We start from the raw sequence: 18,952 nt of genomic DNA, 5'->3' as shown, positions 1-18,952 counted from the left end.
CCCATACCCGACGCTGCTGGATTGCTTCGCTCCGCTCGCAATGACGAGCTCAACCGTACGGCAGCGCGCAAAACTACTCGGACGCCTTTACTCCGACGCCTTGGGCCGGATGTAAGGCTCGACCGGGCCGACCACCTTGATGGTCAGCGGGCTGCCGAAGCGGTCCTTGGCGTTGCCGGCGGTGACGCGAATCCATCCCTCGCTGACACAATATTCGGCCACATTGGTCTTTTCCGCGCCCTTGAAGCGAATGCCGACGTCCAGCGCGAGGATCTCTTCGTTGTAGTACGGGCTTCGCGGATCGTTGGAGAGCCGGTCGGGCAAGGGGATGGCAGTGTCGCCGGTGTTCTCAGTCATAGCAGCGCCTCGATTTCTTTCGTGAGTGAGTCCGGCGTCGTGGTCGGCGCATGCCGCGCCACCACCTTGCCGGAACGATCGATCAGAAACTTGGTGAAGTTCCACTTGATCGCCGAGCCCAGCAGCCCGGTCTTCTGATCCTTCAGATACTTATACAGCGGATGGGCGTGATCGCCATTCACATCGACCTTGGCGAACATCGGGAAGCTGACGCCAAAATTGAGTGAGCAGAATTGCGCGATCTCGGCGGCATCGCCCGGTTCCTGGTGGCCGAACTGGTTGCAGGGAAAGCCCAGCACGGAAAATCCGCGCGGCCCGAAGGCCTGCTGCAACGCCTCCAGGCCCTTGTATTGCGGCGTGAAACCGCAGGCACTGGCGGTGTTGACGATCAGCAGCACCTGGCCGGCGAAATCCCGCAACGCCACCTCGTCGCCGGTAAGCGTCGTGGCAGAAAAATCATAGATCGACGCCATGGCGCGCCCTCCGAACGTTAGATTCTGACTTAAAGAGGGATCAATCGAATCAATCAAGCCTTCAGGTTCGTCATGGCGAGGAGCTGTTGCGACGAAGCAATCCAGTCTGTGCTTGCCAGTCTGTGCTTGGCGCCCCTGGATTGCTTCGCGGTCGGACGGCGCGATGCGCCGTCCTCGGCTCGCAATGACGAAATCCAGTTTGATTTGATTGGCTTCTTTTCAGTCAGACTCTCGGGACGAGCTCAATCGGCCGGATCGACCGGCGATGACGGCGTGCCGCCGGCCTCGACGTCCTCGCCGGCCTGCAGGCACAGGTCCTCGCGATAACGCCCGGCGACGATCTGGACCCCGACCGGCACCCGACCGACCAGCCCGGTCGACACCGTCAGCGCCGGCAGCCCCATGAACGGGATCGCCACCTGCGGCATCTGCGCCGCCCACACCCGCTTGAACGAGGTGTCGTCGCGCAGATCGAGCGCCTGCGGGAACGGCAATTCGCCCGACACCGGCATCACCAGCACCGCGTATTTTTCGAAGAACAGCTGCCATTCGCGGGTCAGGCTGGCGCGCTGGACCAGCAGCTTGGACAGCGCGGCGGCGTCGGGGATGATCTTGTCGCTGTTGCCGCGCAGGCAGGCCAGCGCGCCGGGGTCGCCCTCGCGCTCGGCCGCCTCCAGCATCGCCTCATAGCCGTCGCCGAGCCACAGCCTGGTCTGCAAATCCGCGGCTTCGCGCAGCGCCGGCAGCGCGTAGAGCTCCTCGACCTGCCATCCGGCGCGCTCGAGCCGGCGGCCGGCATCGGCCACCGCCTCCTTGACTTCGGGGGCGGCCTGCAGCCCGTCGGGCGCCAGGCACAGCGCGGCGCGCTTGGGCACCTCCGGTCCCTCCAGCGGCGCCGGCACCCACCAGGGATCGCGCGGATCGCGCTGCGCCATCGCGGCGAGGCCCAAGCGGAGGTCGCCGATGGTGCGCGCCAGCGGGCCCGAGACCGCGGTGATCTGCGGGCCGATCGGACGCTCCGGCGACGAGGCATTGTAGGCCGCGATCCGACCCAGCGTCGGCCGCAGCCCGTGCACGCCGCAGGCATAGGCGGGATAGCGAATCGAGCCGGCGATATCGGTGCCATGCGCGATGTGGCCGATGCCGGCGGCGACCGACGACGCCGCGCCGCCCGATGAGCCGCCCGGCGTGAGCGAGGGATCGCGCGGATTCTTGGTCTCGCCATGAATCTGGTTATTGGTGAACCAGCGAAACGAGAAGGCCGGCGTATTGGTTCGGCCGAGAATCACCGCGCCGGCACGGCGCAGATTGTCGACCACCGGATTGTTGCTGCGCGCGATCAGGTCGCGCTGCAATGTGACGCCATTGGTGGTGGCGAAGCCCTTCTGATCGATATTGACCTTGACGGTGACCGGGACGCCGGCAAGCGGGCCGAGGTCTTCCTTGTTGGCAATGGCGACATCGATCGCGTCGGCATCCGCCAGCACCTCATCGGGCTTGTGATCGATCACCGCATTGATCGCCGGGTTGACCGCGTCGAGCCGCGCCAATGCGGCTTGCGCCGCCTCGCGCGCCGAAACTTTTCGAGCCCGGATCAACGCCGCCAGTTCGGCGGCCGGGATTCGCCAGATGTCCTGCATGATCACTCCGTTGTGCTGCCGGTTTGATATCGCAGCCATCGCGGCAATGCCAACGGCAATTCATGCAACGCTTCAATGCCGGGTGCGCGGCACCTGGGGCATTTCGACAATCGCCTCGCTGAATGGAAATTCCAGCACCACCTCGCCGCCCTCGTCGGTCACTTCGAGGCTGGCGCGCAGCAGGCTGGCCTGCTCGCCTTCGGATTTGAGAATCTGCCGAATCGTGGTCCGCGCCACTTCCCAGGCGTGATCGGGATCGCGCAGTTCCTCGCCTTCGGGGTCGAGGATCAGCTCATTGCCGATCTTGGTGTTGAAATAATATCGCGGCATCGTCCAGGTTCCGGTTGGGCTTGATCTCAGTGTCTGACTGAAAAAGCAGCCAATAAATCAATAAGACTGGATATCGTCATTGCGAGCCGAGGACGGCGCGTCGCGCCGTCCGAACGCGAAGCAACCCAGGGGCGCCAAGCACTGACTGGATTGCTTCGTCGCAAGAGCTCCTCGCAATGACGACCGTGACGGCATGATTCTATTGATCCCTTTTAGGTCAGAATCTTAGGTGATGTCCCGCGGCGCGATCCGCAACCCGCGCGCGCCGCAAAGGCTGCTCGCAATGCAGGCAGTTTCGCGCTAACCAGAGCGGATGTCACCCGAAGCAGAAGCCGCGACCCAGCCCGCAAAGCATAGCGACCGTCCCGCCGCCTTGAGTTCGCAAACCCTCGCGGTCGGCGATGGCCACGAGCTCTATGTCGAAACCGCGGGCAATGCCGACGGCCTCGCCGCGGTCTATCTGCATGGCGGCCCCGGCAGCGGCTGCCAGCCCGATCACCGCCGGCTGTTCGATCCGGCGCAGTTTCACGCGGTGTTGTTCGATCAACGTGGCGCCGGCCGCAGCCGGCCGAAGGGCGGGCGCGAGGCCAATACACTGTCGCATCTGATCGCCGACATGGAGCTGATCCGCGAGACATTCGGCTTCGAGCGCTGGCTGGTAGTCGGCGGATCCTGGGGCGCGACGCTGGCGCTGGCCTATGCGCAGGCTCATCCCGAACGGGTCAGCGGCATCGTGCTGCGCGCGACCTTTCTCGGCACACGCGACGAACTGGACCAAGCCTTTCTGCATACACTGCCACAGCTCTACCCGGCGCTGCACCAGGATTTTCTCAGCGTGTTGCCGGAGCACGAACGCGCCGCGCCGCTCGCGCCCTATTGGCGGCGGATTCTCGATCCCGATCCAGCCGTCCACGCCCCGGCCGCGCGCGCCTGGGGTGATACCGAAAGCATCCTGTCGCAGGTCGCGCCGAGCCGCACCCGGCTGGATCTCACGACGCTGGCCGGCACCCGGCCGCTGCCGGCGACGCCGTTCATGGAAGCGCATTATTTCTCACACGACTGTTTCATGCGGCCGCGACAATTGCTCGATGGTGCCGGTGCGCTCGCCGGCATTCCCGGCATCATCGTGCAGGGCCGCTACGATCTGCTGTGTCCGCCCGCGACCTCGCACGCGCTGGCGGCCCGATGGCCCGACGCCGAGATGCGCATCGTCGAAGCCGCCGGGCATTCGCTCTACGATCCCGGCATCCGCGACGCCGTGACCAAGGCGATCACCGACATCGCCGACAAGATCATCACATAGGACTTCACATGCCCTTGGCCGGAACCGGAATGCTGCTGACATCGATGGATATCGATCCGGCCGACGAACTCGATTTCAATCGCTGGTACGACCGCGAACATCTGATCGAACGGGTCGCGATCGACGGTTTCGTCGAAGCCAGGCGCTACGTCGCCCACAGGGCCAGCCCGAAATATCTCAGCCTGTATTCCACCGAAAGTTTCGAGGTGCTGAGCAGCGCCGCCTACAACACCGCGCTGGCCAACCAGACCGCGTGGTCGACCAGAAATATCGGAAAATTCCGCAACATGATCCGCGGCGTGGCGCGGATCAGCGCCAGCCGCGGGCACGGCCGCGGCGCCTGCCTCGGCCTGATCCGGATTCGCCCCGGCGCCGGCGACGCGGATAGCTTGCGCGCCGGCATCATCAAGCAGCTTGCGCCGGAATTACACGATGGCATCATCTCGATGCATCTGCTGGAAAACGATCCCACGCTGTCGAAGCCGCTGACCGGCGACACCGAAGCGCCCGGCGCCGGTGACTGGTACGTGCTAGTCGACGGCACGTCTCCCACGGCGGTCGAGCCGGCGGTCGGCGGCCTGTTCGACGCCGTCATCGCCGCCAGCGGCGCGACATTGATCTCGGCCGGGATCTACACGCTGCTGTGGGACCTGGCCAAGGCCGAGATCTGAGCCAAGCGCGGCGATCTCATCCGTCAGCGCCGCGGCAAAACGCATCGTCGCCCAGGTCGGTCCCAGGTCACATCGGCCATGGGCCATGCCGGCGGGCGTTATCCCAGCATCACGCAATTGCGATAGGACTGCCACGGGAACCGATTGGCGTCGAATACGTAGACCCAGAAGGGTATCCGGCGGCGCGCCATGCGCGGCCGAACGGCGTGTTGACAAGCCTCGGCTACCGGACGGAAATGGCATCGAGGCCGGATCGCACCAACGTACAGAAGTAGAATCAGCATGAACCCCGTCAAAGCACTCGACCAACATCGCCAGGCCGTCTGGCTGGATTTCCTTGCCCGCGGCTTCATCGCCGAGGGCGATCTCAAAAAGCTGATCGATGACGATGGCGTGAAAGGCGTGACCTCGAACCCGTCGATCTTCGAAAAGGCCATCGGCAGTTCGGATGAATATGACGGTGCAATCGGCGAGGCGTTGAAATCCGGCGACCGCCCGATCGCCGAATTGTATGAGGCAGTGGCGGTCGAGGATATCCAGCACGCCGCCGACGTGCTGCGCCCGGTCTATGATCGGCTCAAGGGCGCCGACGGCTTTGTCAGCCTCGAAGTCTCGCCCTATCTGGCGCTGGACACCAAGGCCACCATCGCCGAGGCCGAGCGGCTGTGGCGCGATGTCGATCGCAAGAACCTGATGGTGAAGGTGCCGGCGACGCCGCAGGGCCTGCCGGCGATCCAGCACCTGATTGCCAAGGGCATCAGCATCAACGTCACGCTGCTGTTCTCGCAAAAGGTCTATGTCGAGGTCGCCGAGGCCTATCTGGCAGGGCTCGAAGCCTATGTGGCGTCCGGCGGCGATCCGTCCCATGTCGGCAGCGTCGCCAGCTTCTTCGTCAGCCGCATCGACGTCGCGGTCGACAAGGAGCTCGACGACAAGATCGCCAAGGCCAATGACCCGAGCGAAAAGAAGCGGCTTGAGGCGCTGAAGGGCAAGATCGCGATCGCCAATGCTAAGCTGGCCTATCAGGACTACAAGCGGCTGTTTTCCGGCGAGCGTTGGAAAAAGCTCCAAGCGCGCGGCGCCAAGCCGCAGCGGCTATTGTGGGCCTCGACCGGCACCAAGAACAAGGCCTATTCCGACGTGCTCTATGTCGAGGAATTGATCGGCCCCGACACCGTCAACACCGTGCCGCCGGCGACGCTGGATGCATTCCGTGATCACGGCAAGCCGCGCGACAGCCTGGAAGAGAATGTCGACGACGCCCGCGCCGCGCTGGCCGCCCTCGCCGCCACCGGCATTTCGCTCGACGCCATCACCGAACAATTGGTCACCGAGGGCGTGCAGCTGTTCGCCGACGCCGCCGACAAGCTGCTGGGCGCCGTTGCGCACAAGCGCGCTGTCGTGCTGTCCTCCGGCATCGACGGCCAGAGCATCGCGCTCGGCGCCGATCTCGCCAAGGCCGTCAAGGATAGCAGCGAGGCCTGGCGCGCCGCCGGCACCATCCGCAAGCTGTGGGCGCGCGACAGCGCGGTCTGGACCGGCACCGACGAGGACAAATGGCTCGGCTGGCTGACCAGCGCCGCCGCCGAAAAATCGAAACTCGCCGACTACAAAGATTTCGCCGGCTGGGTGAAACAGCAAGGCTTCACCGACGCCGTCGTGCTCGGCATGGGTGGCTCCAGCCTCGGCCCCGAAGTGATCGCGGAAACCTTCGCGCGCCAATCCGGCTTTCCCAAATTACGCGTGCTGGATTCCACCGATCCGGCGCAGGTGCTGGCGATGGCCGACACCGTCGATCTCGCCAAGGCGCTGTTCATCGTCTCCAGCAAGTCCGGCGGCACCACCGAGCCGAACGCGATGAAGGATTATTTCTACGCCCGCGTCAGCGAGGCGGTCGGCGCCGACAAGGCCGGCGCGCATTTCGTCGCCGTGACCGATCCCGGCTCGTCAATGGAGAAGGTCGCCAAAAAGCAAGGCTTTGCCCGGATCTTCCACGGCGATCCGACGATCGGCGGGCGCTATTCGGTGCTGTCGCCGTTCGGCATGGTGCCGGCCGCCGCCGCCGGCATCGACCTTAAGAAGTTTCTCGATCTGGCACTGGCGATGGTGCGCTCCTGCGGCGCGGACGTGCCGCCCGCGGAAAATCCCGGCGTGCAACTCGGGCTGGCGATGGGCTGTGCCGGGCTTGCGGGCCGCGACAAGGTCACCATCGTCTCGTCGCCCGCGATCGCCGATTTCGGCGCCTGGGCCGAACAGCTGATCGCCGAATCCACCGGCAAGGACGGCAAGGGCCTGATCCCGATCGCCGGCGAGCCGCTCGGCGAGCCCAGCGTCTACGGCAAGGACCGGCTGTTCATCGATCTGCGCACCGAAGGCGAAGCCGACAACGCGCATGACGCCAAGCTCGCCGCGTTGGAAAAAGCCGGCCATCCGGTGGTGCGGATCGTGCTGAAATCGCCCGATCACATCGGCCAGGAATTCTTCCGCTTCGAGATCGCCACCGCGGTCGCGGGCGCGATCCTCGGCATCAACCCGTTCAACCAGCCCGACGTCGAAGCCGCCAAGATCAAGACCCGCGAATTGACCGGCGCGTTCGAGAAATCCGGCAAGCTGCCGCCCGAGACGCCGGCCATCTCCACCGCGCAGGTCGACCTCTACACCGACGACGCCAATGCGGCGGCGCTGCGCAAGGCCGGCGCCGATGGCGATCTCGGCTCCTGGCTGACCGCGCATTTCGCCCGCGCCAAACCCGGCGACTACGTCGCGCTGCTAGCCTATATCGCGCGCGACCACGATCACATCGCCACGCTGCAGCAGATGCGGATGGCGGTGCGCGATCAGCGCCATGTCGCCACCTGCGCCGAATTCGGCCCGCGCTTCCTGCACTCCACCGGGCAGGCCTATAAAGGCGGGCCGGATTCCGGCGTGTTTCTGCAGATCACCGCTGACGACCGCGACGATCTCGCCGTGCCGGGACAAAGCGCCAGCTTCGGCATCATCAAGGCGGCGCAGGCGCGCGGCGATTTCGACGTGTTGACCGAACGCGGCCGCCGCGCGCTGCGGGTCCATCTCAAGGGCGATCTCGCCGCGGGCCTGAAGATGCTCGACGCCGCGATGACCAAGGCTTTGACTTAGTCGCGACCGTCATTGCGAGTGTTGCGAAGCTATCCAGAGTCGACGATCGTAACCTGGATTGCTTCGCCGCTTCGCTGCTTACAATGACCAACCACCGGGAGATACGATGCAGCTTGGTATGATCGGCTTGGGGCGGATGGGCGGCAATATCGTCCGCCGTCTCATGAAGGACGGACATTCCGCCGTGGTCTATGACAGGGACCAGAAGGCCGTCGACGCCCTCACCGCCGAGGGCGCCACCGGCGCTTCCGGGCTGGAGGATCTGGTCGCCAAGCTGACCGCGCCGCGCGCGATCTGGGTGATGCTGCCGGCCGGCGCCATCACCGAGACCACGATCGCGGCGCTCGGCAAGCTGCTTGCCCCCGACGACGTCATCATCGATGGCGGCAACTCCTTCTGGCAGGACGATATCCGCCGCGGCAAGGCGCTGAAGGAAAACGGCATCCATTACGTCGACGTCGGCACCAGCGGCGGCGTCTGGGGCATCGATCGCGGCTATTGCATGATGATCGGCGGCGACAAGAAAGTGGTCGACCGGCTCGACCCGATCTTCGCCACCATGGCACCGGGCGCGGGCGAGATCGATCGCACCCCGGGCCGCGACGGCCGCGACCCAAGAGTCGAACAGGGCTACATCCATTCCGGACCGGTCGGCGCCGGGCATTTTGTCAAGATGGTGCATAACGGCATCGAGTACGGCTTGATGCAGGCCTATGCGGAAGGCTTCGACATCCTCAAGAACGCCAATGTCGAGGCGCTGCCCGCCGAACACCGCTTCGATCTCGATATCGCCGACATCGCCGAAGTGTGGCGGCGCGGCAGCGTGATCCCGTCCTGGCTGCTCGACCTCACCGCCTCGGCGCTCGCCGACAACCACACGCTGGATGAATATTCCGGCTTCGTCGAGGATTCCGGCGAGGGCCGCTGGACCGTCAACGCGGCGATCGACGAGGCGGTGCCCGCCGAGGTGCTGACCGCGGCGCTGTATGCGCGCTTCCGCTCGCGCCGCGACCACACCTTCGCCGAGAAGATTCTGTCGGCGATGCGCGCCGGCTTCGGTGGCCACAAGGAGCCGCAACAGCATCCCGACGCCGCCCGCCAAGCCGCACCGAAAGTCATCAAATCAAAGGCCGACCGATCGTGACAAGTCAGGATACCGACCCCACCCTCGCCGAGGGCTGCGCCTTCGTGATCTTCGGCGTCACTGGCGATCTCGCCCATCGCCTGGTGATCCCTGCTTTGTACAATCTGGCCGAGGCCAATCTGCTGCCGGAGAAATTCTGCGTCGTCGGCATCACCCGCCAGGACATGGCGAGCGATGATCTGCGCGCCAGCCTGATGCAGGGGCTGCGGAAATTTGCCACAAGGCCGGTCGACGACGAGGTCGCCAACCGATTGCTGTATTGCGTCACCGCGGTCTCCGCCGACCCCAAAGAGCCGGACTCGTTCGACCGGCTGCGCGAGCGGCTGGAAAAGCTCGAGGCCGATCGCAACACCGGCGGAAACCGGCTGTTCTATCTGGCGACGCCGCCCGATGCCTTCGCGCCGATCAGCACCCAGCTCGGCCGCGCCGGGCTGTTGCGCGAAGACGGCGAGGCATGGCGGCGGCTGGTGGTCGAAAAGCCCTTCGGCACCGACCTGGCCTCCGCCAAGGCCCTGAACGATCATTTGCTGCAGATCGTCGGCGAGCACGAGCTGTACCGGATCGATCATTATCTCGGCAAGGAGACGGTGCAGAACATCCTGGTGCTGCGCTTCGCCAACGGCATGTTCGAGCCGATCTGGAATCGCGACCACATCGATCACGTGCAGATCACCGTGGACGAGCGCCTCGGCGTCGGCCATCGCGGCAGCTTCTACGACAAGACCGGCGCGCTGCGCGACATGGTGCCGAACCATCTGTTTCAGTTGCTCTCGCTGGTGGCGATGGAGCCGCCGGCGCATTTCAATGCCCATGCGGTGCGCTCGGCCAAGGCCGAAGTGCTGGCTGCGATCCAGGTGCAGAGCGAGGCTGAGGCGCTGGAAAATTCGGTACGGGCGCAATACACCGCCGGTCGCGTCAACGAGACCGACATTGACGATTATCGCGACACCGAGGACGTCGATCCCGACAGCACCACCGAGACCTATGCGGCGCTGAAACTGACCATCGACAATTGGCGCTGGGCCGGCGTGCCGTTTTATCTGCGCACCGGCAAGGCGCTCGGCAACAAGCGCACCGAGGTCGCGATCAAGTTCAAGCAGGCGCCGTTCGCGATGTTCCGCTGCACCCCGATCCAGCAATTGTCGCAGAACTATCTGGTGATCGGCATCGAACCGGTCGAAGGCATTTCGCTGCAATTCAACTCCAAGGTGCCGGGCCCCACCATCGCCATCGACGGCGTCGAGATGACCTTCAAATACAAGGATTACTTTCACGTCGCACCGAGCAACGGCTATGAGACGCTGCTGCACGACTGCATGATCGGCGACAACATCCTGTTCCAGCGCGCCGACGGCGTCGAGGCCGGCTGGCGCGCGGTGCAGCCGTTTCTCGATGCCTGGAAGAACGCCGGCGCCAAGGGGTTGCAGACCTATCGGGCCGGCAGCGAAGGCCCCGAGGATGCGGACAAATTGTTGAGCCGCGACGGGCGCAATTGGCGCGAGCCGGGATAGTCTCATGCTGACGAATGACCAGCGCAGCATCGTTGTGGCCGCCGATTCCGAGGCCTTGGCGCGGCTTGCCGCGCAGCGGCTGATCGCGCGGATCGAGCTGCGTCACGATCATCCGGCGATCTGTCTCACCGGCGGCTCCGGCCCGAAACGGCTCTACGAATTGCTGGCCGGCGAATTCGAGCACCGGATTCCGTGGGCGCGGGTGCACTGGTTCATCGGCGACGAGCGCTTCGTTCCGAGCGACGATCCGCGCAACAACATGACCATCGCGCAGAAGACGTTTCTCGATGGCCGGGCGCCCGCGGCCAATATCCATCCGATCCCGACCGACCTCGCCTCGCCGGACGAAGCCGCTCGCAGCTATCAAGCGACGTTGCAGGCCTATTATGGCGCCGGGCAATTCGACCCGCAGCGGCCACTGTTCGATCTGGTGCTGATGGGCGTCGGCCCCGACGGCCACACCGCCTCGTTGTTTCCCGGCGCGCCCGCACTCGACGAGCGTGCGCGCTGGGTGGTCGGCGTGCCGCGCGCCAATGTCGAACCGTTCGTGCCGCGCGTCACCCTGACGCTCCCTGCCCTCGCCTCCTGCGAGGAGATGCTGTTTCTGGTCAGCGGCGACAGCAAGCGCGAGATCGCCAGCCGGGTCCTGAGCGGCGAAGACCTTCCAGCCGGCCGCGCACGATCCAATGGCAAGACGGTCTGGCTGCTCGATCAGGCGGCCTTGCCCGAGAGTTTTCATGGCGGATGAGACCAAGCCCCGCGCGTTGATCGTGATGGGCGTCTCTGGCTCCGGCAAGAGCACGATCGCCGCCGCGCTGGCCGACCGACTGGGCTGGACCTATGAGGACGGCGACCGCTTTCACCCTGCCAGCAATGTCGCCAAGATGAGCGCCGGCCATCCACTCACAGACGACGACCGCTGGCCGTGGCTGCACGCGATCGCCGACGAGATCGACCGCGTCGCCGCGGCGGGCGGCCATCTGGTGATCGCCTGTTCGGCGCTGAAGCGGGCCTATCGCGACATCCTGGTCCACGGCCGCGCCGACGTGCGGATCGTCTATCTCGACGGCAGCCGCGACTTGATCGCGAAGCGGATGGCGGCGCGCAAGAATCATTTCATGCCGCCGGGGCTGCTCGACAGCCAGTTCGCCACGCTCGAGGCGCCCGGCGCCGACGAGAAACCTGTTACGGTGGCGATCGACGATTCCGTCGACGCGATCGTCAGCGCCATTGTCGGCCGACTCGCGCCGCTCGGCGTAACCCAAGGATAATTTTTCCCATGAGCCAAATCGCTCTCGTGATTTCCGATGTCGACGGCACGTTGGTGACGCCGGACAAGCAATTGACCGATGCCGCGCTGGCCGCGGTGGCGCGGCTGCGCGCCGCCGGCATTGGCTTCACCATCACCAGCAGCAGGCCGGCGATCGGCATGCAATGGCTGATCGAACCGCTCGGCATCACGCTGCCGGTCGGGCCGTTCAACGGCAGTTCGATTCTCGATCCCTCGCTCGAAGTGCTGGACCAGTCGTTGATCCCCGCCCCGGCGGTGCAGATCACCCTGACGCTGCTCGAGCAATTCGGCGTCGACATCTGGCTGTTCACCAATGACAATTGGTTCATCCGCCGCGACGACGGCAAATATGTGCCGCATGAGCGCGACACCATCCACTTCGATCCGACGCAGGTTGAGGATTTCGCCCCGCTGGCGGACAGCGCCTGCAAGATCGTCGGCGCCAGCGCCGACGCCGCCTTGCTGGAGCGCTGCGAACAGGCCCTGCAGGCCGAGCTCGGCGATCAGGCCTTCGCGATCCGGTCGCAGAGCTATTATCTCGACGTTACCCCGCCAGGCCGTAACAAGGGCACCTTCGTCCAGGCGATGGCCAAGCGTCTCGATATCTCCACCGACGCCATCGCCACCATCGGCGACATGCAGAATGATCTCGCGATGTTTCGGGTCAGCGGCCTGTCGGTCGCGATGGGCAACGCCACCGACGACGTCAAGCGCTGCGCCAGCCACGTCACCGGCAGCAACGAAGACGACGGCTTCGCCGGCGCGGTCGACTACATCCTGGCGCGCAACGGCGAGGGCTGAACAACCACGTCCATCGCGGTCGTCATTGCGAGGAGCGCAGCGACGAAGCAATCCAGGACTGCACGAGAAGTCTCGGTGTGACGCTCCTGAATTGCTTCGCTTCGGACGGCGCTGCGCGCCGCCCTCCGCTCGCAATGACGAAGCGGATCCTCACGCGCTGGCGCGCCGCTACTTCGAGCGCTGGGTTGCCGGATTATCAGGGGAATTGCAGTCCCCGGTTTTCGGGACATGCAAAAGCGGGATCCCGGTTCTGCGGAGCAGCACTGCGTGCTGCACCGCGCCCGGGACGCGTCTCGCCTTAATTCGTGACGTCTTCAGTGCGCAGGCGGCGCTATTTTGAGCGCTGGGTGGCCGGCTTATCGGCGGATTTGCGCGCCGCGGTGAGGTTGTGCGCGGTGTTGATCATCGCGATATGGGTCAACGCCTGCGGAAAATTGCCGGTCTGGCGCTTGGCGTCGGTGTCGTATTCTTCCGACAACAATCCGATATCATTGGCCACCCCCGCGACCCGATAGAACAACTCCTTGGCCTTGTCGATCTCGCCCGCCAACACATAGGCGTCAGCGAGCCATAGGCTGCAGGCCAGGAACGCGCCTTCGATCGGCTGGGTCTCGTCCCAATGCTTGCGCGGGTCGTGCCGCAGCACGAAACCGTCCCGCATCAGATGACGTTCGGTCGCCGCCAGCGTGCCCTGCACGCGGGGATCGGACGCCGGCAGGAAACCCACCGACGGCATCAGCAGGACGCTCGCATCCAGCACCGTGCTGCCATAGGATTCGACAAAGCAGTTCTGCTCGGCGTCGAAGCCGTTGTCGCAGACGTCGTGGTGGATCTGATCGCGCAACGCCCGCCAGCGCTCCAGCGGGGCCTCGAGACCGAAGCGCTCCGCGCTCTTGATGCCGCGATCGAACGCCACCCAGCACATCACCTTGGACGAGACGTAGTGCCGGCCGGGGCCGCGCAGCTCCCAGATGCCGCTATCGGGCTCGTGCCAGATCTTGGCGAGATGGTCCATGACGGCGCATTCCATCGCCCACGACTCGCCGTCGAGTTTGAGATCGGACACGCGCCACTGGTGGAACGCGTCGATCAATTCGCCGTAGACATCAAGCTGCATCTGCGCGTGGGCGGCGTTGCCGATCCGCACCGGCTTGGCGCCCTCGTAACCCGGCAGCCAGTCCGCTTCCCATTCCATCAGCCGGCGCTGGCCGAGAATGCCGTACATGATCTGCATGTTGGCGGGAGCGCCCGCGACTGCGCGCAGCAGCCAGTCATGCCAGGCGGTGGCTTCTTCCGTATAACCGGAATTCATCAGCGCCAGCAGCGTGAAGGTGGCGTCGCGCAGCCAGCAGAAGCGGTAATCCCAATTGCGCGCGCCGCCGAGTTTCTCCGGCAACGACGTGGTCGGCGCCGCGACGATGCCGCCGGAGGGCGCGAAGGTCAGCGCCTTCAGGGTGATCAGCGAGCGCGTCACCACGTCGCCGTACTCGCCTTGATAAGTGCAGCGCCCGGACCAGTCAGCCCAGAATTCGACGGTGTCGCGCAGCGCCTGCTGCGGGTCGATCGCCGTCGGCACCGCCAGATGCGACGCCGAGTAGCTGATCACAAACGGCACGGTCTCACCCTCGCCGACGTCGAACTCGGCGATCGTGGTCAGGTCCTTGCCGGTGGTCTCGATCGGCGTGTGCAGCACGATCATATCGGGACCGCAAACCGCCAGCAGCGCGCCGTCCTCGGTCCGCTTCACCCAGGGGATGTCGGCGCCGAAGCCGAAGCGAATGATCAGCTCCATCCGCATCTTGACGCGGCCCCGCTCGCCGCGGACCAGTCTGACCACGTCGGACACGCTGCCGCGCGGCGGCATGAAATCGATCACCGTGACGGCGCCGTCGGCGGTCTCGAAGCAGGTTTCCAGAATCAGCGAGGCGCCGCGGTAGCTGCGCGAGCATGAGGTGATCTCACCCTCGGGCGCGATCTTCCAGCGGCCGTTCTCCGGCGTGCCGAGCAGCGCGGCGAAGCAGGCTTCGGAATCGAATGACGGCCAGCACAGCCAGTCGATCGAGCCGTCGCGCCCCACCAGGGCCGCGGTTTCGCAATCGCCGATCAGGCCGTAATCTTCAATCTTGCTGCTCAAATCATCTCACCGTGATGGAGTTGGCGATTAGGTGGCCGGCTTGGCACGGCCCGCGATCGCCGTGCGCAAGGCCTCGCCGTCGATCGCCGCCGCAATCTCGTCGACAGGCAGCGGCAGCCGGCGGCGCCAATTCGGATGCTCGTTGACGGTGCCGGGAATATTGGGTTGATCGAGCACTTTCAAGAGATCTTCCAGCGCGATCGCCAGCAGCCGCGACCGGGTCCGCGCCAGGAACGTCACCACACCGTAGAAATCCTCACGCGCGATGCCGTGATGGCGCAGCGCGTGGCCGAGCATGGTCAGCGCCTGCGCCCGCGCCTCGTCGCTTTCGCCGGGGTCCATCCCGATCGAGCGCTTGAAATGCAGATCGGCAAAGCCGCGCCAGCCCGCATAGGTCGCCAGATCGTGGGTGTTGAAGGTCACCAGCGCCTCGGGCGGATAGTGATCGATGCCGAAGAACCAGCCTTCGTGATAATGCCGTTCGAACATCATCACCCGGTACGACCAGATCCCCCACGCTCCGAGCTGCTCGCGGAATCCGTCCGGTACGGTACCGAGGTCTTCGCCGATCACCACGCAGCGATTGGCCACGCTTTCCTGCGCGGTGATCGCCAGCAGCGCCTCGAACGGCATCTGCACATAGACGCCCTGGTCGGCGGCGAAGCCGGACGGCACCAGATAGAGCCGGTTCAGGCCAAGCACGTGATCGAGCCGGATCGCGCCGGCGTAACGCATCGCCGCGCGCAGCATCTGGCGAAACGGCTCGAACGAGGTGACCTCCAGCCCGGCGGCATTGAACCCGGCGAGCCCCCAGTTCTGGCCAGCGGAATTGAGCTGGTCCGGCGGCGCGCCCACCGACAAATGCCGGGAAATCGCCACCTGCTCGTTCCAGGCGTCGAAGCCGTCGCTCTGCACGCCGACCGCGACGTCGAGATAGAGTCCGACCTTGAGGCCGCGATCGGCCGCGCGTTCATGACAGAGGCGCAATTGATCGTCAGCGCACCACTGCACATATTCGATGAATGCGATGTCTTCGGCGTCCGGCCCTTCGCGCAATCGGGCGCATTGCGCGTCGTCGGGTTGGCGCAACTCCTCCGGCCATTCCCACCAGGGCCGCGCCAATCGGTGCCGCAACGCTTCGAAACAGGCAAAGCGGGACAGCAAAGGCGCGCGTTGCCGGCGAAATTCGTTGAACGCCGCGCGCCGCTTGGTGGTCGATTTGGTACGAAAATTGTCGAACGCCAACCGCAGCGCCGGCCATTTGGCATCGGCGATTGCGGTGTAATCGATAGTGTCGCCGAAACCGAGGCCGTGCGGTTCGGCCTGCCCCGCTGCGGAATATTCCGGCAGTTTCTCGACGTCGATATAGAGCGGATTGAGAAACAGTCGACTGTTCGGCGAATAGGGGCTGCAATCAGACGGCCGGTCGTCGAACAGCGCATGCAACGGATTGAGCCCGACGCCGTCTGCGCCGAGATCCGCCGCCAGGTCGATCAGCCGCTCCAGATCGGTAAAATCGCCGATCCCCCAATTGTGTGACGAGCGCACGCCATAAAGCTGCACCGCCAGAATCCAGGACCGATCGAAATCGCCCGCAAAGGCCCGGGGCGGCGCAATGATCAGCGGCGCTTGTTCGCACACTCCGTCGGCATCCGTGAGCGCGAGCTGAAACAGCCCCGCCGGCAGCGTCGTGGGCAGTGACACATCGCGCTGCTCGGTGGTGCCTTCCGCGACGATCTCGGCATCCGACATGATCTGCCAATGTAACGGAAATGCGACGGCGTCGGATAGTTTATACTGGCATTGATCGCCAATACGCGCGACGACGACGTGATCCAGAAACCGCCGCGGCGCCAGCATCGGCATCGCGTCGAGAATCAATTTCAGTGCGGCGGGGGCGGTGACATGGCGTTGACCTTGGCCATCAAAAAATTCGGTCTGGATTCCCAGTTCGGCAGCTTTTTTGTACAGGTTCATTCGGCACGCTGTTTGCACGCAGCGTTGGAGGGAGCGCCGCGAATCCATGAGTTGTGACAGGATAGTCGTCCCCAACGCAATTGCGTAGGGTGTGTTCCGGGAACTATGCCGTTCCTGAGGCTTTGTATACGTTACAGACCATCGCTTTTCAGAGTCCTAACCGTGACGGGGATTCGAGAATTGGGATGACAGTCCTAACCCCTAGCATCACCCTAGGCAGCACAGTGAACAAAACAACTCAAGCGGCCGATACCGTCATATCCGGCGGCTCCTTTCATATCGAGGCGATTTACCCGATCATTGACGGCGGTCGCTTTCCGGTGAAGCGGATTGTCGGCGAGCCCATCGAGATCTGGGCCGACGTCTTTCGCGACGGTCATGACGTGGTCGCCGCCGCGCTGATTTGGCGCAAAGAGCAGGACCGCGACTGGCAGCGCGCGCCCATGACGCATCAGGTCAATGACCGCTGGAGCGGCTCCTTCGTGCCGGATGCTGTCGGGCGTTACGTCTATGCGATCGAGGCCTGGACCGACGAATTTGCCTCCTGGCGACATGGCGTCGAATTGAAACGCAACGCCGGACAGGACGTCTCGCTTGACGCCCTGGAAGGCGCCGCGATGCTGACCAAGCCGCAATCCGGCGCGCCGGACGCCGTGCAGGTGATCCTGCGCCAATGCGAGGCCTATCTGGAGACCGGCGAGGTCGAACCGCTGCTCGCTCCCGAGCTTGCCGACGCGATGGCGACGAGCCAGCAACGCCCTGATCTGACGCGCTCCGACGTGCTGCCGCTGACGATCGACCGGCCGCTGGCGCGCAACGGTGCCTGGTACGAGATGGTGCCGCGCAGCCAAAGCAAGGTCCCCGGCCAGCATGGCACGTTCCGCGACTGCATCGGGCGGCTGCCCGACGTCGCCGCGATGGGCTTCGACGTCGTCTACTTCACCCCGATTCATCCGATCGGCCGCGTCAACCGCAAGGGCCGCAACAACGCCTTGACGGCGGCCCCCGACGATCCCGGCAGCCCCTACGCCATCGGTGCGGCGGAAGGCGGCCACGACGCCATTCATCCCGAGCTCGGCACGCTGGAGGATTTCCACGCCTTTGTGGAGGCCTGCAAGCAGGTCGATATCGAGGTCGCGCTCGACATCGCCGTGCAATGCGCGCCCGATCATCCCTGGATCAAGCAGCATCCCGACTGGTTCAGGAAGCGGCCGGACGGCTCGATGAAATATGCCGAGAATCCGCCGAAGAAATACGAGGATATCGTCAATCCGGACTTCACCGCGGAGGACGCCGGATCGCTGTGGAATGCGCTGCGCGACGTCATCCTGTTCTGGATCGACCAGGGCGTGACGATCTTCCGCATCGACAATCCGCACACCAAGCCGTTCCGGTTCTGGGAATGGCTGATCCACGACGTCCAGCTGCGCCACCCCGGCATCATCTTCCTGGCGGAAGCCTTCACCCGCCCGAAGCTGATGAAGGGGCTGGCCAAGCTCGGCTTCACCCAGTCCTACACCTACTTCACCTGGCGCACCGAGAAGTGGGAGATCGAGCAATATCTGCGCGAGCTCACCGACTATCCGGAGCGCGATTTCTACCGGCCGAATTTCTTTGTCAATACGCCGGATATTCTGCCATTCCACCTGCAGGGCGGCGAGCCGTGGATGTTCAAGTCCCGGCTGGCGCTGGCCGCGACCTTGTCGTCCACCTATGGCATCTATAACGGCTTCGAACTGCTCGAGCACGAGGCCATTCCCGGCAAGGAGGAATATCTCAATTCCGAGAAATACGAGATCAAGGTGCGCGACTGGGATCAGCCGGGCAACATCAAGCCCTATATTCGCGAGATCAACCGTCTGCGCCGCGCCAATCCGGCGCTGCAGCAGACCAGCAATCTGCGCTTTCTGCCGATCGACGACGTCAACGTGATCGGCTTCGTCAAGACCTCGGTCGACGGCGGCAACACCGTCGCCGTTGCGATCTCGCTGTCGCGCGATGTGCACGAAGTCTGGTTTCCGCTTGGCGACGTGCAGATCGAGGTCGGCGGCGAACGCCGCAACGTCGCGGCTTTGGAAAATCTGTCGACCGGCGAGCGCGTCGCGCTCGAATGGGGCGGCATTCATCTGCGGATCGATCCGCAACGCGATCCCGCATTGCTATTTCGATGCTTGGCTTGAAAGAC

General features: G+C 64.6%; 15 protein-coding genes. 9 read left to right on the top strand and 6 right to left on the bottom strand.

Annotation, left to right across the window (positions count from 1 at the left end; all coding sequences use genetic code 11):
- Window positions 1–87: 87 nt before the first annotated feature.
- The 4 genes from RBJ75_RS01505 to RBJ75_RS01490 form a co-directional block, all read right to left on the bottom strand.
- Window positions 88–357: a DUF3297 family protein gene (locus tag RBJ75_RS01505; RefSeq protein ID WP_044412997.1), complete on the bottom strand. Its 270-nt coding sequence runs from the start codon at window positions 355–357 to the stop codon at window positions 88–90.
- Window positions 354–830 (bottom strand): glutathione peroxidase, encoded by a 477-nt coding sequence (locus RBJ75_RS01500; RefSeq protein ID WP_044412994.1) that lies wholly within the window; start codon window positions 828–830, stop codon window positions 354–356. Before RBJ75_RS01500 ends, RBJ75_RS01505 begins: the two co-directional genes overlap by 4 nt.
- 242 nt (window positions 831–1,072) lie before the next feature.
- A complete protein-coding gene (locus RBJ75_RS01495) occupies window positions 1,073–2,470 on the bottom strand; it encodes an amidase family protein (RefSeq protein WP_044416989.1) in 1,398 nt (465 codons plus the stop codon).
- A 72-nt stretch (window positions 2,471–2,542) separates the two neighbouring features.
- Window positions 2,543–2,800, bottom strand: coding sequence for a DUF6894 family protein (locus tag RBJ75_RS01490; RefSeq protein WP_044416985.1), 258 nt, complete (start codon window positions 2,798–2,800; stop codon window positions 2,543–2,545).
- A 313-nt stretch (window positions 2,801–3,113) separates the two neighbouring features.
- On the opposite strand from RBJ75_RS01490, the gene pip reads away from it, so the two are divergent.
- The 8 genes from pip to RBJ75_RS01450 all read left to right on the top strand — a co-directional run bounded on the left by pip (window position 3,114) and on the right by RBJ75_RS01450 (window position 12,656).
- Window positions 3,114–4,103, top strand: coding sequence for a prolyl aminopeptidase (pip, locus tag RBJ75_RS01485; protein ID WP_044416986.1), 990 nt, complete (start codon window positions 3,114–3,116; stop codon window positions 4,101–4,103).
- A gap of 8 nt (window positions 4,104–4,111) precedes the next feature.
- Window positions 4,112–4,774, top strand: a complete 663-nt coding sequence (locus RBJ75_RS01480) for a DUF4286 family protein (RefSeq protein WP_044416987.1) — start codon at window positions 4,112–4,114, stop codon at window positions 4,772–4,774.
- Between the two features lie 282 nt (window positions 4,775–5,056).
- Complete coding sequence (locus RBJ75_RS01475) at window positions 5,057–7,909, top strand: bifunctional transaldolase/phosoglucose isomerase (protein WP_276156316.1); 2,853 nt, start codon at window positions 5,057–5,059, stop codon at window positions 7,907–7,909.
- A gap of 106 nt (window positions 7,910–8,015) precedes the next feature.
- On the top strand, window positions 8,016–9,053 hold the full coding sequence (gnd, locus tag RBJ75_RS01470; protein ID WP_044407645.1) for a phosphogluconate dehydrogenase (NAD(+)-dependent, decarboxylating): 1,038 nt from the start codon (window positions 8,016–8,018) through the stop codon (window positions 9,051–9,053).
- A complete protein-coding gene (gene zwf, locus RBJ75_RS01465; protein ID WP_044407640.1) occupies window positions 9,050–10,564 on the top strand; it encodes a glucose-6-phosphate dehydrogenase in 1,515 nt (504 codons plus the stop codon). Before gnd ends, zwf begins: the two co-directional genes overlap by 4 nt.
- A gap of 4 nt (window positions 10,565–10,568) precedes the next feature.
- Window positions 10,569–11,312: a 6-phosphogluconolactonase gene (gene pgl / locus RBJ75_RS01460; protein WP_044407637.1), complete on the top strand. Its 744-nt coding sequence runs from the start codon at window positions 10,569–10,571 to the stop codon at window positions 11,310–11,312.
- Window positions 11,302–11,835, top strand: coding sequence for a gluconokinase (locus RBJ75_RS01455; RefSeq protein WP_044407635.1), 534 nt, complete (start codon window positions 11,302–11,304; stop codon window positions 11,833–11,835). The genes pgl and RBJ75_RS01455 overlap by 11 nt, the downstream gene beginning before the upstream one ends.
- 8 nt (window positions 11,836–11,843) lie before the next feature.
- Entirely contained in the window at window positions 11,844–12,656 is an 813-nt protein-coding gene (locus tag RBJ75_RS01450) for a Cof-type HAD-IIB family hydrolase (protein ID WP_044407633.1), read from the top strand.
- 331 nt (window positions 12,657–12,987) lie between these two features.
- Here the strand turns inward: RBJ75_RS01450 and RBJ75_RS01445 are convergent, their stop codons facing one another.
- Together RBJ75_RS01445 and malQ are read right to left on the bottom strand one after the other, a co-directional pair.
- Entirely contained in the window at window positions 12,988–14,790 is a 1,803-nt protein-coding gene (locus tag RBJ75_RS01445) for a glycoside hydrolase family 15 protein (protein ID WP_044409340.1), read from the bottom strand.
- A gap of 27 nt (window positions 14,791–14,817) precedes the next feature.
- Entirely contained in the window at window positions 14,818–16,767 is a 1,950-nt protein-coding gene (malQ, locus tag RBJ75_RS01440) for a 4-alpha-glucanotransferase (RefSeq protein WP_044409343.1), read from the bottom strand.
- Window positions 16,768–16,952: 185 nt separating this feature from the next.
- Between malQ and RBJ75_RS01435 the strand changes: the two genes are divergently transcribed.
- Window positions 16,953–18,947 carry an alpha-1,4-glucan--maltose-1-phosphate maltosyltransferase gene (locus RBJ75_RS01435; RefSeq protein WP_276156317.1) on the top strand — a complete coding sequence of 665 codons (1,995 nt, stop codon included), beginning with the start codon at window positions 16,953–16,955 and terminating at the stop codon, window positions 18,945–18,947.
- Window positions 18,948–18,952 lie beyond the last annotated feature (5 nt).

This window comes from Rhodopseudomonas sp. BAL398 (assembly GCF_033001325.1).
Classification (GTDB): Bacteria; Pseudomonadota; Alphaproteobacteria; order Rhizobiales; family Xanthobacteraceae; genus JARJEH01.
The sequence above is the reverse complement of the archived record's forward strand: the minus strand, read 5'-3'. Positions and strand labels throughout refer to the sequence as shown.